We start from the raw sequence: 13,180 nt of genomic DNA, 5'->3' as shown, positions 1-13,180 counted from the left end.
GCGATCGTCCGCGACCTCGACCTGCTGCGGCCCATCTACGCCCAGACCGCCGCCTACGGCCACTTCGGCCGCGAACTCCCCGACTTCACCTGGGAACGCACCGACCGCGTCGACGCGCTGCGCACGGCAGCCGGGGTCTGACATGCGTATCGCTGTCACCGGATCCATCGCGACCGATCATCTGATGACCTTCCCCGGCCGGTTCGCCGAGCAGCTGCTGGCGGACCGCCTGGACCGGGTCTCCCTGTCGTTCCTCGCCGACCACCTGGAAGTGCGGCGGGGCGGAGTGGCGGCGAACATCGCGTTCGGCCTGGGCATGCTGGGACTGCGCCCGTTGCTGGTGGGCGCGGTGGGCGGGGACTTCGAGCCGTACCGGGTGTGGCTCAAGGACCATGGAGTCGACACCGACTCCGTCCGCGTGAGCGACACCCGCCACACCGCCCGCTTCGTCTGCACCACCGACCAGGAGCAGAACCAGATCGCGACCTTCTACGCGGGCGCGATGGCCGAAGCCCGCGAGATCGACCTGCGGGAGGTCGTGGCCCGCACCGGCAGGCCCGACCTGGTGTTGGTCTCGCCGGACGACCCCGAGGCCATGCTCCGCCACACCCGCGGCTGCCGGGAGCTGGGCATCCCCTTCGCCTCCGACCCCTCGCAGCAGCTGGCCCGGCTCAGCCGCGAGGAAGTGCGGGAACTGGTCGACGGGGCGCAGCGGCTGTTCACCAACGAGTACGAGTCCGCGCTGCTGTGCGAACGGTCCGGGCTCACCGAGGAACAGGTGCTGCGCCGGGTCGGCTCCTGGGTCACCACCTGCGGCGAGGCCGGCGTACGCATCCGCGGCATGGACCGCGAGCCGCTGACGGTGCCCGCGGTGGAGGTCGCCGAGGTCGTCGACCCCACCGGCGTCGGCGACGCCTTCCGCGCCGGCTTCCTCGCCGGGACCGCCTGGGGCGTGTCCGAGCGGTACGCGGCCCGGCTCGGCTGCGCGGTCGCCGCGACCGTACTCGACCACACCGGCACCCAGGAGTACCGCCTGGAGCGGGAGCCGCTGCTGGCCCGGCTCCGCGGCGCGTACGGCCCGGCGACCCCGACGGAACTGTCCGCACACCTGGGGGCACTGGAATGAGACGGTCACTGCGGGAGGAGTTCGCGACCCGCGTCGTGGTCGCGGACGGCGCCATGGGCACGATGCTCCAGGCCGCCGACCCGACGATGGACGACTTCCTGGGGCTGGAGGGCTGCAACGAGGTCCTCAACCTCACCCGCCCCGACATCGTCCGCGCGGTCCACGACGAGTACTTCGCGGTGGGGGTGGACTGCGTCGAGACCAACACCTTCGGCACCAACCTGTCCGCACTCGCCGAGTACGGCATCGAGGAGAAGGTCTACGAACTGTCCGAGGCCGGAGCCCGCATCGCCCGCGAGTCCGCGGACGCGTTCACCGCGCGCGACGGCCGCCCCCGCTGGGTCCTGGGCTCCATGGGGCCGGGCACCAAGCTGCCCACCCTCGGCCACGTGGGGTACGAGCCCCTGCGCGCGGCCTACCAGGAGAGCGCCGAGGGGCTGATCCGGGGCGGCGCGGACGCGCTGCTCGTGGAGACCTCGCAGGACCTGCTCCAGACCAAGGCCGCCGTCATCGGCGCGCGGCGGGCGCTCGACTGGTGCGGTATGGGGGACCTCCCGCTGATCGTCCAGGTCACGGTGGAGGCGACCGGGACGATGCTGCTGGGGTCGGAGATCGGGGCGGCGCTGACGGCGCTGGAGCCGTTGGGGATCGACATGATCGGTCTGAACTGTGCGACGGGTCCGGCGGAGATGAGCGAGCACCTGCGGTATCTGGCGCGCAACGCGCGCATTCCGCTGTCGTGCATGCCGAACGCGGGCCTGCCCGTCCTCGGCAAGGACGGCGCGCACTACCCCCTGTCGGCGGCCGAGCTGGCGGACGCGCAGGAGACCTTCGTCCGCGAGTACGGCCTGTCCCTGGTAGGCGGCTGCTGCGGTACGACGCCGGAGCACCTGCGACAGGTCGTGGAGCGGGTGCGGGGCGCGGCCGTCACCGAGCGGACCCCGCAGCCCGAGCCGGGGGCGGCGTCGCTGTACCAGACGGTGCCGTTCCGGCAGGACACCGCGTACATGGCGATCGGTGAGCGGACGAACGCGAACGGGTCGAAGAAGTTCCGGGAGGCGATGCTGGAGGGCCGCTGGGACGACTGTGTGGAGATGGCCCGGGACCAGATCCGTGAGGGCGCGCACATGCTGGACCTGTGCGTGGACTACGTGGGCCGTGACGGTGTGGCGGACATGGAGGAGCTGGCGGGTCGTTTCGCGACGGCCTCGACGCTGCCGATCGTGCTGGACTCCACGGAGGTTCCGGTCATCCAGGCGGGTCTGGAGAAGCTGGGCGGGCGTGCGGTCATCAACTCGGTGAACTACGAGGACGGTGACGGGCCCGACTCCCGGTTCGCGAAGGTCACCCGGCTGGCGCGGGAGCACGGCGCCGCGCTGATCGCGCTGACGATCGACGAGGAGGGCCAGGCCCGCACGGTCGAGCACAAGGTCGCCATCGCCGGACGCCTCATCGCCGACCTGACCGGCAACTGGGGGATCCGCGAGTCGGACATCCTGATCGACACGCTGACGTTCACGATCTGCACGGGTCAGGAGGAGTCCCGCAAGGACGGCATCGCGACGATCGAGTCGATCCGTGAGCTCAAGCGCCGCCACCCCGACGTCCAGACGACGCTGGGCCTGTCGAACATCTCCTTCGGCCTGAACCCGGCCGCCCGTGTGCTGCTGAACTCCGTCTTCCTGGACGAGTGCGTCAAGGCCGGTCTGGACTCGGCGATCGTCCACGCCAGCAAGATCCTTCCCATTGCCCGGTTCGACGAGGAGCAGGTCACCACCGCCCTCGATCTGATCTACGACCGGCGCAGTGAGGGCTACGACCCGCTGCAGAAGCTGATGGCCCTGTTCGAGGGTGTCAACACGAAGTCGCTGAAGGCGGGCCGGGCGGAGGAGCTTTTGGCGCTGCCGCTGGACGAGCGGCTCCAGCGGCGGATCATCGACGGGGAGAAGAACGGCCTGGAGGCCGATCTGGACGAGGCGTTGCAGACCCGTCCGGCGCTGGACATCGTCAACGACACCCTGCTGGAGGGGATGAAGGTCGTCGGTGAGCTGTTCGGTTCCGGGCAGATGCAGCTGCCGTTCGTCCTCCAGTCCGCCGAGGTCATGAAGACGGCGGTGGCCTATCTGGAGCCGCACATGGAGAAGACCGACGACGAGGGCAAGGGCACCATCGTCCTGGCCACCGTCCGCGGCGACGTCCACGACATCGGCAAGAACCTCGTGGACATCATCCTCACCAACAACGGCTACAACGTCGTGAACATCGGCATCAAGCAGCCGGTGTCAGCGATCTTGGAGGCGGCGCAGGAGCACAAGGCCGATGTGATCGGCATGTCGGGTCTGCTGGTGAAGTCGACGGTGATCATGAAGGAGAACCTGGAGGAGCTCAACCAGCGCAAGCTGGCGGCCGACTACCCGGTGATCCTCGGCGGCGCCGCCCTGACCCGCGCCTACGTCGAGCAGGACCTCCACGAGATCTACGAGGGCGAGGTCCGCTACGCCCGCGACGCCTTCGAGGGCCTGCGGCTGATGGACGCGCTCATCGCCGTCAAGCGCGGCGTCCCCGGCGCCGAACTCCCGCCCCTGAAGCAGCGCCGCGTGCCGCAGCGGACCGTCGTCCTCGACGTCCGCGAGCCGGAAGGGACCGGCCGCTCCGACGTGGCCGTCGACCACCCGGTGCCCGAGCCGCCGTTCCTCGGCACCCGGGTCGTCAAGGGCATCCAGCTCAAGGAATACGCGGGATGGCTGGACGAACAGGCGCTCTTCAGAGGCCAGTGGGGCCTGAAGGACGCGGGCTCCATCGAGACGGAGGGCCGGCCGCGGCTGCGCGGCTGGCTGGACCGGATGCACACCGAGCGGCTCCTCGAAGCGGCCGTGGTCTACGGGTACTTCCCCTGCGTCTCCAAGGGGGACGACCTGATCGTCCTGGACGAGGACGGAGGAGAGCGGACCCGCTTCACCTTCCCGCGCCAGAGCCGTGGCCGGCGCCTGTGCCTCGCGGACTTCGTCCGGCCGGAGGAGTCCGGTGAGGTCGACGTCGTCGGCTTCCAGGTGGTCACCGTCGGCTCGAAGATCGGCGAGGCCACCGCCACGCTCTTCGAGTCCGACTCCTACCGCGACTACCTGGAGCTGCACGGCCTGTCCGTCCAGCTCGCCGAGGCCCTCGCCGAGTACTGGCACGCGCGCGTCCGCTCCGAACTGGGCATCGCCGGGTCCGACCCGACGGCCATGGACGGCATGTTCCGCACCGAGTACCAGGGCTGCCGCTACTCCCTCGGCTACCCGGCCTGCCCCGAGCTGGCCGACCGGGCCAAGATCGCCGACCTCCTCCAGCCGGAGCGGATCGGCGTCCACCTCTCGGAGGAGTTCCAGCTCCACCCCGAGCAGTCCACCGACGCCATCGTCATCCACCACCCCGAGGCCGGCTACTTCAACGCGGGAGGCCGCCGATGACCCCGGGTACCAGACCAGTTCAAGGAGCACATCCCATGCCTGACGGATTCACGGACTTCAAGGTCGCCGACCTCTCCCTCGCCGCGTTCGGCCGCAAGGAGATCACCCTGGCCGAGCACGAGATGCCGGGTCTGATGTCGATCCGCAAGGAGTACGCGCAGTCGCGGCCGCTGGCCGGTGCGCGGATCACCGGTTCGCTGCACATGACCGTGCAGACGGCCGTCCTGATCGAGACGCTCGTCGCCCTGGGCGCCGACGTCCGCTGGGCCTCCTGCAACATCTACTCGACGCAGGACCACGCCGCGGCGGCGATCGCGGCCGCCGGCATCCCCGTCTTCGCCTGGAAGGGCGAGACGCTGGAGGAGTACTGGTGGTGTACCGAGCAGGCGCTGACCTGGCCCGGGCACGCGGGCCCGAACATGATCCTCGACGACGGTGGTGACGCCACCCTCCTCGTCCACAAGGGCGTCGAGTTCGAGAAGGCCGGCGCCGTCCCCGACCCCTCGACCGCCGACAACGAGGAAATGGGCTTCGTCCTCGAACTGCTGCGGCGCAGCACGCTGGACTGGACGCAGCTCGCGTCCGAGATCCGCGGTGTGACGGAGGAGACCACCACGGGCGTGCACCGCCTGTACGAGATGATGGCCGAGGGCACCCTGCTCTTCCCGGCGATCAACGTGAACGACGCGGTGACGAAGTCGAAGTTCGACAACAAGTACGGCTGCCGCCACTCCCTGATCGACGGCATCAACCGTGCCACGGACGTGCTGATCGGCGGCAAGGTCGCCGTCGTGTGCGGTTACGGCGACGTCGGCAAGGGCTGCGCCGAGTCGCTGCGCGGCCAGGGCGCGCGGGTGATCGTCACCGAGATCGACCCGATCTGCGCGCTGCAGGCGGCGATGGACGGCTACCAGGTCGCCACGCTGGACGACGTGGTGGAGACGGCCGACATCTTCATCACGACCACCGGCAACAAGGACATCATCATGGCCTCGGACATGGCCCGGATGAAGCACCAGGCGATCGTGGGCAACATCGGCCACTTCGACAACGAGATCGACATGGCGGGTCTGGCGAGGATCGACGGGATCGTCAAGGACGAGGTCAAGCCGCAGGTCCACACCTGGACGTTCCCCGACGGCAAGGTCCTGATCGTGCTCTCCGAGGGCCGTCTGCTGAACCTGGGCAACGCGACCGGCCACCCGTCGTTCGTGATGTCGAACTCCTTCGCGGACCAGACGCTGGCGCAGATCGAGCTGTTCACCAAGCCGTCGGAGTACCCGACCGACGTGTACGTGCTGCCCAAGCACCTGGACGAGAAGGTCGCCCGCCTCCACCTCGACGCGCTCGGCGTCAAGCTCACCACCCTGCGCCCCGAGCAGGCCGCGTACATCGGCGTCCAGGTCGAAGGCCCGTACAAGCCCGACCACTACCGCTACTGACGGCCATGGACACCGTGGACACCGTCGAAGCCGCTGCGGACGCCCTCGAAACCGCCGGGGAAGCCGCCGCCGGGGCGCGTGACCCCTGGCTCCCGGACCGGCTGCTGCGCACCGAACGGGACGCGCTGGTCCCGCTGCTGCGCCGGACGCCCGAGGCCTTCTACGGGCTCCGCACCGCCTGCCCGGGCTGGACCGTCCGGGAGGTCCTCGCCCACTGCGGGGCGGCCCTGGTGCGCATCGTGGAGGGCCGGCTGGAGGAAGGGGTCTTCCTGCCGGCCGCCAACGCAGCGGACGTGGCCGAGCGCGCCGACTGGCCCGTGGGCCGGATCGTGGACGAGCTGGAACGCGGGCTCACCGAGGCCGGCCCGGCCATCGCCGCGGGCGACGGCACGCTGGACACGGTGGCCCTCGGGGAGTGGATCCACGCGGGCGACGTCCGCGCGGCGCTCGGTGAGCCCGGGGAGTACGCCGGCGACAGCCTGCCGCTGGCCCTGCCCCTGCTGCGCACCGCCAGCCGCAGGCGCGGGACGCCCCGGCTGCTCGCCGACATCGGCGGCCCCCACGGGCCGCTGGTCCTGGGCAACGAGGTGCCCGGCCGCCCCGCCGCCCGCTACCGCGGGGACGCGGCGACGCTGATCCGCCTCTACTCCGGCCGGCCGCTGGTCGCGACCCGTTACGAACTGGCGGGCGCGACCGAGGCGGAACTGCTCATCTACCGGTGACCCCGGACGGAACGCGGGCCGGGTCCCCTCCGCCCCAGGAGGCGAACGGGACCCGGCCCGGGCGGGAACGCAGCCCGGTCACTCGATCCTGACGACCTGGAAGGCCTCCGCCATCCGGCCCGCGGGCAGCCCCGCCGCCCGGGCGTGCTCGCCCAGCCACTCCCGCAGCAGCCCCGCCAGATCGTCGAAGTGGGCGGTCTGCGAGGTGTGGATGCGCAGGGCCTCGACCTTGCGGTCGAAGACGGGGGTGACGTCGATGTACTGGTTCGGCGTCGGCCCGGTCATCAGCCACAGCTCCGGCACGATCCACGGCTCCAACCCCTCCTCCTTGAGGAGCTCGGGGTGCGCGAACGGGTTGCGCGCCTCGGGGTAGACGGCCCGCAGGGCCGCGTCACCCACCGCGCGGTGGTCGGGGTGCAGGTCGGCGATGCGGCCCCAGTTGATCTCTGGGCTCGGGATGACGGCACGCTGCGGGCGGACCTGCCGAATCACCCGGCACAGGTCGCGGCGCAGCTCCACGCTCGCCTCGACGTAGCTGTCCGGGTAGCCGAGGAAGCGGACGTCGTCGACGCCGCTGCGCTTGGCCGAGTGCACCTGTTCGGCGCGGCGCAGGTCCCCCATGGCCTGGCGGGGGAGCTGCTCGTCGTAGCCGCCCGCCCCGCCGTCCGTGACGATGCAGTACGTCACCCGGGTGGTGCCCTGCTCGATCCACCGCATGACCGTCCCGCTGACGCAGAACTCGATGTCGTCCGGGTGCGCGGCCACGACCAGCAGGGATTCGGGCGCGCTGCGGTCTGGGCGATCGGTCGCGAAGTGTTCCATGTGATCAGCCTGTTCGGCGGGGGCGCGGCCCGCAAGGCGGCTCCTTTGGCGTACTCGCGACATGTCGCCTCTACGCCACTCGAAGACTTCACTGCTCCAGATCGTTGAGGGAACCACGCGTGCGTGGGAAGCGGAGGCGTCCGGCATGGGCAGGATTTTCGGTTCTCTCTCGGCCGGGACGGCGCGCCCCGACCCGGCCGAGCTCGCGGCGGTCTCCGCCCGGCAGCGGCACGGCGGCCCCGACGAGCACCAGGTGCTGCGCGGGCCGGGCTGGTCGCTGGGGTGCGACCGGCTCGCCGTCACCGATCCGCTCGGCGGGCGGCAGCCGTACCGGCTGGCCCACCTGCCGGGGGTCACGGCCGTGCTCGACGGCGAGATCTACAACCACGCCGAGCTGCGGCGCGAACTCGCCGCCCGCGGCCACCGCTTCCCCGACCTGTGCGACGGCACCCTGCTGCCCGCGCTGTACGCCGAGTACGGGACGGGCTTCGCACGGCGGCTCGACGGCATGTTCGCCGTCGCCGTCCTCGACGTCCGCGCGAGCCCCCGGCTGGTCCTGGCGGCCGACCCCATGGGCCTCAAACCCCTGCACTACCACCAGGGCGCGGACGGGGCGTTCCGCTTCGCGTCCGAGATCCCGGCGCTGCTGGCCTTCGACGGGGTCCGGACCGCCCCGCGCGCGGACAGCCTCGACACCGTCCTCGCCCTGCGCACGCCGATCTCCGCCCGGACCGCCCTGGAGGGCATCAGCGTCCTGCCCCCGGGCGCGACCGCCGTCGTCCGCCCCGGCCGGCCGGCCGCGCTGCGGCGCCGGCCCCCCGGGCAGGACGGCCCCGAGCGGCCCCGCCCGGCCACCGCGGACGTGCTGCGCCGTGAGGTACGCCGCCTCGCGCGGGCCGACGTACCGGTGTGCGTCCTCACGAGCGGCGGCCTCGCCTCGGGCCTGGTCACGGCGCTGGCGGCCGAGTACGCCCGGGAGGACGGAGCACCCGCCCCGCACACCTTCCACCTCACCCACCGCGGCAGACGGCCCGACCCCGAGGCCGCGCAGGCCCGCGCCGCGGCCCGGCACGCCCGTACCGTCCACCACGAAGTCGCCCTGGACCCGGCCGAGCTGGGCTCGCTGCTGACCCGCACCGTCCGCCACCTGGGGCAGCCCAGCGCCGACCCCGCCGCCCCCGGCACCTACGCCCTCTTCCGGGCCGTACGGCAGGCCGGCTACAGCGTGGCCCTGACCGGGGACGGCGCCGACGAGCTCTTCGGCGCCTCCGCGCGGATCCGGCCCGCGGGCCCGGCGCCCTTCGTCGCGGACTGGGCCGCCGCCTACACCGACGGGCTGGCGGCCGCGCCGCGGCTGCTCCGCGAGTACCTGTACACGCCCGCCTACCGGGACTTCATCGCCGAGGAGGGCTCCGCCGCCGACCGCGTCGAGCGGGAGCTGCGCTCGGCGGGCGGCGACCGGCTCACCGCGATCACCGCGTTCGAGACCCGCTGGCGGCTGCCCGGCCGCCTGCGCCGGACCGACCACCTCGGGATGGCGTCGGCCGTCGAGGCCCGCATGCCGTTCTGCCGGCCCGCGGTCGCCGAGCACGCCCGCTCCCTCGCACCCCGCCGCCTCCAGGACCGGCGCGCCCTCGCCGAGGCGGGCCGGGAACTGCTGCCCGGGGCGGTGCTGAAACGCCCCGGGCGGCCGTTCGCCCTGCCCGTCACCGCGATGCTCGTACCCGGCGGCCCGCTCCTGGAACCCGTACGCGAACTGCTGTCGGCGGAGCGGCTGGCACGGGCCGGGCAGGTGCGGCCCGACCGGGTGCGGACCCTGTTCGCCCGTCAGCTGGAGCGGCCCTCGGACCACGACGCGCTCGCACTGTGGGCGCTGGCCACGCACGAGCTGTGGAGCGAGGTCGTCCGGGGGATGCACGTACCGGTGGACTGCGCCGCCTGAGGCCCCCCACCGGCTGCGGCCGGGGCCCTGCTGGCGTGTCCACGCAACGGCGCGAATGCGCAAGCCAAGACCAGACCGCGCGGTTCGTTTCTCTGTCAGGCTTGGCTGGGCACCCCACTCGTTCCGTTCCAAGCCTCGCTGCGTCCTGAGCACCACAGCGTCAAGGAGGTCCCATGAGCACCCCCGTCTGGATCACCGCGACCCCGCCGGCCACCCACGGCGAACTGCACGTCGGCCATCTCGCAGGACCGTACGTCGCCGCCGACGTACTGGCCCGCTACCTGCGGGCCGAGGGCGAACCCGTCCGGTTCACCACCGGCACCGCCGACCACGCCAGCTCCGTCCACGTCCGCGCGCTGCGCGCCGGCCGCAAACCGGAGGAGGTCGCCGAGGGGTACCGCGCCGCGATCACGTCGGACTGGCTGCGCTCGGGCGTCGAGTTCGACCACATCGTGCGGCCCCGCCAGGACAAGGGGTACGGGCGCCGGCTGGCGGACCTCTTCCAGCGCCTCCACGCCGACGGGGTCATCGCGGCCCGCACCCGCCTCACGCCGTACTGCGAACCCTGCGGGCGCTGGCTCCACGGAGCGCACGTCACCGGCACCTGCCCGCACTGCGCGGCGGTCAGCGAAGGCGGCATGTGCCACGAGTGCGCCCGCCCCAACGACGGCGGCGACCTGCTGGAACCGCGCTGCGCCCAGTGTGCCTCGCCGGCCGTGCCGCGGCGGTGCCGGCGCCTGTACATCCCGCTGGAGCCGCACCGGGAGGCGCTCGCCGAGTACTGGGCCGCCACCGGTCTGCCGCCCCGGCTGGCCGCGCTGTGCGAGTCGCTCGTCGAGGACGGCCTGCCGGACATCGCGGTGTCCCACCCCGCCGAGTGGGGGCTGCCCGTCCCGGTCGACGGCTTCCCCGAGCACCGCATCGACGGCTGCTTCGAGGCGGCCGCCATGCACCTCTTCGGCCACGGCGACCAGCCGCTGCCCGAACGGGCCGTCCACTTCTGCGGCTTCGGCCACGCCTTCTGCCACGCGGTGCTGCTGCCGGTCCTGCTGTTCGCGCAGGGGATCAAGCTGCCACAGCACTTCTGCGTGAACGAGGCGTACGTCATCGAGGACGAGGCGCTCGTGTGGGGCTCCGGCCAGAAGGCCTGGGCGCTGGACCTGATCACCGAGTACGGCTCGGACACCCTGCGCCGGCACGTCCTCCAGGCCCGGCCGCTGGGCCGGCGCACGGCGTTCCACGCCGACCGGCTCGCCGCCGCCCGCCGGGAGTTGGACGAGAGCTGGAACAACTGGCTCGGCCGGCTGTTCACCGCCGTCCGCGAGGAGTGCGCCGGGCTGGTCCCGGCGGCCCTGCCCGGGGGGGCCGGCTGGGAGGTGCTGGAACGGCGGCTGCTGCGCGGCCTGGAGGACCTGCGCGAGGCCTACTCGCCGGAGGCGTTCGACCCGCGCAGGGCGGTGGCCCTGCTCGACGAGATGGTCCGCTCGGCCGCCGACTTCGGCCACGTCAACGCGCACGAGGCGCACCGCCCCACCGCCGGCGGCCGCCACCTGCCCGTGCTGGCGGCGCAGCTGGCCGTGGCCCACGCCCTGGGAGCGTGGGCGCGGCCGGTGATGCCCGAGGGCGCGGACCGGCTGGCCGCGGCCCTCAAGGCGGAACCCGGCGGACCGGTCTCCGCCGCGGCCCTCGTCCCGCCCGCACCGGGGACTCGGCTCGCGCCGCCCTCGGGACCGGTGTTCGGCTTCTAGGCCGTGTCGTCGAAGTCCCTCCCGGCGCGTCCCGTACCACCAGCACGACAGCACGACAGCACGACAGCACGACGACAGAAACGACAGCATCCCCACTTCGCCGCGTGACCGCGCGCCGGTCGCCCGGCGGCGCAGGGCGGACGCGGCCCCTGCCCGTAGGAGCTCCACGTGTCCCTGCGCGTCGCCATGCTCAGCGTCCACACCTCGCCGCTGCACCAGCCCGGCACCGGGGACGCGGGCGGCATGAACGTCTACATGGTCCAGCTCTCCCGGGCCCTCGCCGAACAGGGCATCGAGGTAGACCTGTTCACCCGCTGCCGCGGTGAGGAGCGCCCCGCCGGGGACGCCCTCGGCCCCGGCGTGCGGGTGCGCCACCTGGAGGCGGGCCCGCGCGCCGCCCTCCCCAAGGAGGACATGCCCGCCCTGGTGCTGCCGTTCTCGCTGGCCCTCCTCAAGGAGCAGCGCCGCTACGACCTCGTGCACTCGCACTACTGGCTCTCCGGGCAGGCCGGCCGCATCGCCGCCGCAGGATGGCGGATCCCGCTGGTGCACACCGCGCACACCCTGGCCCGCGTGAAGAACGCGGCCCTCGCCGACGGCGACGCCCCCGAGCCGGAGCTGCGGATCCGGGGCGAGCACCAGGTCGTGGGCTCCGCCGACCGGCTGATCGCCAACACCGCCGACGAAGCGGAGGCGTTGCGGGAGCTGTACGGGGCCGACGCGCGGCGTACGGAGATCGTCCAGCCGGGCGTGGACCTGCGCACCTTCGGGCCGGGCCGGGGGCGGGCGGCGGCACGGGCCCGGCTGGGACTGCCGGCCGACGCCTTCGTCCCCCTGTATGCAGGCCGCATCCAGCCCCTCAAGGGCCCCGACGTGATGGTGCGCGCCATCGCCGAACTGCTGCGGGAGGTACCGGAGCTGCGGCGGCGGACCATCGTCCCGGTGGTGGGCGGGAACTCCGGCGCCGGGCCGCGCGGCGAAGCCTGGGAACTGGCGCGGGAACTGGGGGTGTCGGACGTGCTGCGCCACTGTCCACCGGTCCCGCAGGCGGAGCTGGCCCGGTGGTACCGGGCGGCGGACGTCCTGGTGGTGCCCTCGCGCAGCGAGTCCTTCGGCCTGGTCGCGCTGGAGGCACAGGCGTGCGGGACCCCGGTCCTCGCCTCGGCCGTCGGCGGGCTGCCCACCGCCGTCCGCGACGGGGTGACGGGTCTGCTCGTACGCGGCAACGACCCGGTGATGTACGCCCGGCACCTGCGCTGGTTCGCGGAGCACCCGCAGGCGGCCGCCGTGATGGGGCGGGCGGCGGTGCGTCACGCCCGGGAGATGAGCTGGCAGGCCGCGGCGGCGCGGACCCTGGAGGTCTACCGGGACGTGCTGGGGGAGGAGCGGTGGGGGCCGGAGATGAGTGAGGCAGGAGCGGCGGCACGCCCCTGCCTCGCCGACACCTCTCCCCTGGAGGGTCGAGAAGGCCGGAAGGCCACCCTAACAGCTCTTTTGAGTTGACCAAAGATGCGCAGGTGTAACGTCTGCGTGAACTCCAGATCCGCCTCAAACGCGCTACAGGAAAGTGGCCCGGCCTTGGAATCCATAAGACAATGGAGATGTCTTCGACGGAATACCGGCGGCACGGATCCGCGGAGACGGAAATCGCCATTCCAGCTCCCTGGAGGAATCATGTCCGCCGCGCACACCACCGGAATGTTCGGGAACGTCCGCCCCACCGCCCCCGTTCGCCCGCTCTGTACCGCGGCCGGCATCGGCCGGTCCTCCTCCCGCGCCGACGACAACGGCTGGGACTGAACGACCCGGCCCATTCCCGTGGATGAAGCCCCGTGACGGCCCTCGGGCGGTCACGGGGCTTTCGCGATCCCGCCCCGGTTCATTCGGCGCTCCGGAGTATTGCGGCGGTATTTCCAGCGCATCGGC

10 protein-coding genes are annotated in these 13,180 nt (G+C 72.6%); 9 read left to right on the top strand and 1 reads right to left on the bottom strand.

The annotated features are described in order from the left end of the window. From ACZ501_RS26475 to ACZ501_RS26455, 5 genes are all read left to right on the top strand, one after another. On the top strand, positions 1-141 hold a 141-nt coding region (locus tag ACZ501_RS26475), incomplete at its 5' end, for a methionine adenosyltransferase domain-containing protein (protein ID WP_468798718.1). 1 nt (position 142) lies between these two features. Beyond that, the gene (locus ACZ501_RS26470; protein ID WP_468798664.1) at positions 143-1,126 is read left to right on the top strand and encodes a carbohydrate kinase family protein; all 984 of its coding nucleotides are present in this window, start codon (positions 143-145) and stop codon (positions 1,124-1,126) included. Further along, a complete protein-coding gene (metH, locus tag ACZ501_RS26465) occupies positions 1,123-4,578 on the top strand; it encodes a methionine synthase (RefSeq protein ID WP_468798661.1) in 3,456 nt (1,151 codons plus the stop codon). Before ACZ501_RS26470 ends, metH begins: the two co-directional genes overlap by 4 nt. 35 nt (positions 4,579-4,613) lie before the next feature. After that, positions 4,614-6,020, top strand: coding sequence for an adenosylhomocysteinase (gene ahcY, locus ACZ501_RS26460; protein WP_468798658.1), 1,407 nt, complete (start codon positions 4,614-4,616; stop codon positions 6,018-6,020). A 5-nt stretch (positions 6,021-6,025) separates the two neighbouring features. Next, positions 6,026-6,742, top strand: a complete 717-nt coding sequence (locus ACZ501_RS26455; RefSeq protein ID WP_468798655.1) for a maleylpyruvate isomerase family mycothiol-dependent enzyme — start codon at positions 6,026-6,028, stop codon at positions 6,740-6,742. A gap of 78 nt (positions 6,743-6,820) precedes the next feature. Here ACZ501_RS26455 and ACZ501_RS26450 read toward each other — a convergent pair whose 3' ends face one another. Then, positions 6,821-7,564: a PIG-L deacetylase family protein gene (locus tag ACZ501_RS26450; RefSeq protein WP_361608640.1), complete on the bottom strand. Its 744-nt coding sequence runs from the start codon at positions 7,562-7,564 to the stop codon at positions 6,821-6,823. Positions 7,565-7,709: 145 nt separating this feature from the next. Between ACZ501_RS26450 and ACZ501_RS26445 the strand changes: the two genes are divergently transcribed. The 4 genes from ACZ501_RS26445 (at position 7,710) to ACZ501_RS26430 (ending at position 13,054) form a co-directional block, all read left to right on the top strand. Continuing rightward, on the top strand, positions 7,710-9,506 hold the full coding sequence (locus tag ACZ501_RS26445) for an asparagine synthetase B family protein (protein ID WP_468798652.1): 1,797 nt from the start codon (positions 7,710-7,712) through the stop codon (positions 9,504-9,506). A gap of 173 nt (positions 9,507-9,679) precedes the next feature. Continuing rightward, entirely contained in the window at positions 9,680-11,254 is a 1,575-nt protein-coding gene (locus tag ACZ501_RS26440) for a class I tRNA ligase family protein (RefSeq protein WP_468798649.1), read from the top strand. A gap of 186 nt (positions 11,255-11,440) precedes the next feature. Further along, positions 11,441-12,757 (top strand): D-inositol-3-phosphate glycosyltransferase, encoded by a 1,317-nt coding sequence (gene mshA / locus ACZ501_RS26435; protein ID WP_468798715.1) that lies wholly within the window; start codon positions 11,441-11,443, stop codon positions 12,755-12,757. Between the two features lie 171 nt (positions 12,758-12,928). Beyond that, a complete protein-coding gene (locus ACZ501_RS26430; RefSeq protein ID WP_361608634.1) occupies positions 12,929-13,054 on the top strand; it encodes a hypothetical protein in 126 nt (41 codons plus the stop codon). The last annotated feature ends 126 nt before the right edge of the window (positions 13,055-13,180 follow it).

The organism is Streptomyces sp. NPDC034085 (assembly GCF_055575555.1).
Note: the sequence above shows the minus strand (reverse complement) of the source record. Positions and strands in the feature narration are given on the sequence as shown.

What these genes read in the sequence shown, in the direction of transcription:
- ACZ501_RS26450 (WP_361608640.1), bottom strand. Translation starts at nt 7,564, where the DNA reads ATGGAACACTTCGCGACCGATCGCCCAGACCGCAGCGCGCCCGAATCC.
- ACZ501_RS26430 (WP_361608634.1), top strand. Translation starts at nt 12,929, where the DNA reads ATGTCCGCCGCGCACACCACCGGAATGTTCGGGAACGTCCGCCCCACC.
- ACZ501_RS26445 (WP_468798652.1), top strand. Translation starts at nt 7,710, where the DNA reads ATGGGCAGGATTTTCGGTTCTCTCTCGGCCGGGACGGCGCGCCCCGAC.
- ACZ501_RS26440 (WP_468798649.1), top strand. Translation starts at nt 9,680, where the DNA reads ATGAGCACCCCCGTCTGGATCACCGCGACCCCGCCGGCCACCCACGGC.
- metH (WP_468798661.1), top strand. Translation starts at nt 1,123, where the DNA reads ATGAGACGGTCACTGCGGGAGGAGTTCGCGACCCGCGTCGTGGTCGCG.
- mshA (WP_468798715.1), top strand. Translation starts at nt 11,441, where the DNA reads ATGCTCAGCGTCCACACCTCGCCGCTGCACCAGCCCGGCACCGGGGAC.
- ACZ501_RS26455 (WP_468798655.1), top strand. Translation starts at nt 6,026, where the DNA reads ATGGACACCGTGGACACCGTCGAAGCCGCTGCGGACGCCCTCGAAACC.
- ACZ501_RS26470 (WP_468798664.1), top strand. Translation starts at nt 143, where the DNA reads ATGCGTATCGCTGTCACCGGATCCATCGCGACCGATCATCTGATGACC.
- ahcY (WP_468798658.1), top strand. Translation starts at nt 4,614, where the DNA reads ATGCCTGACGGATTCACGGACTTCAAGGTCGCCGACCTCTCCCTCGCC.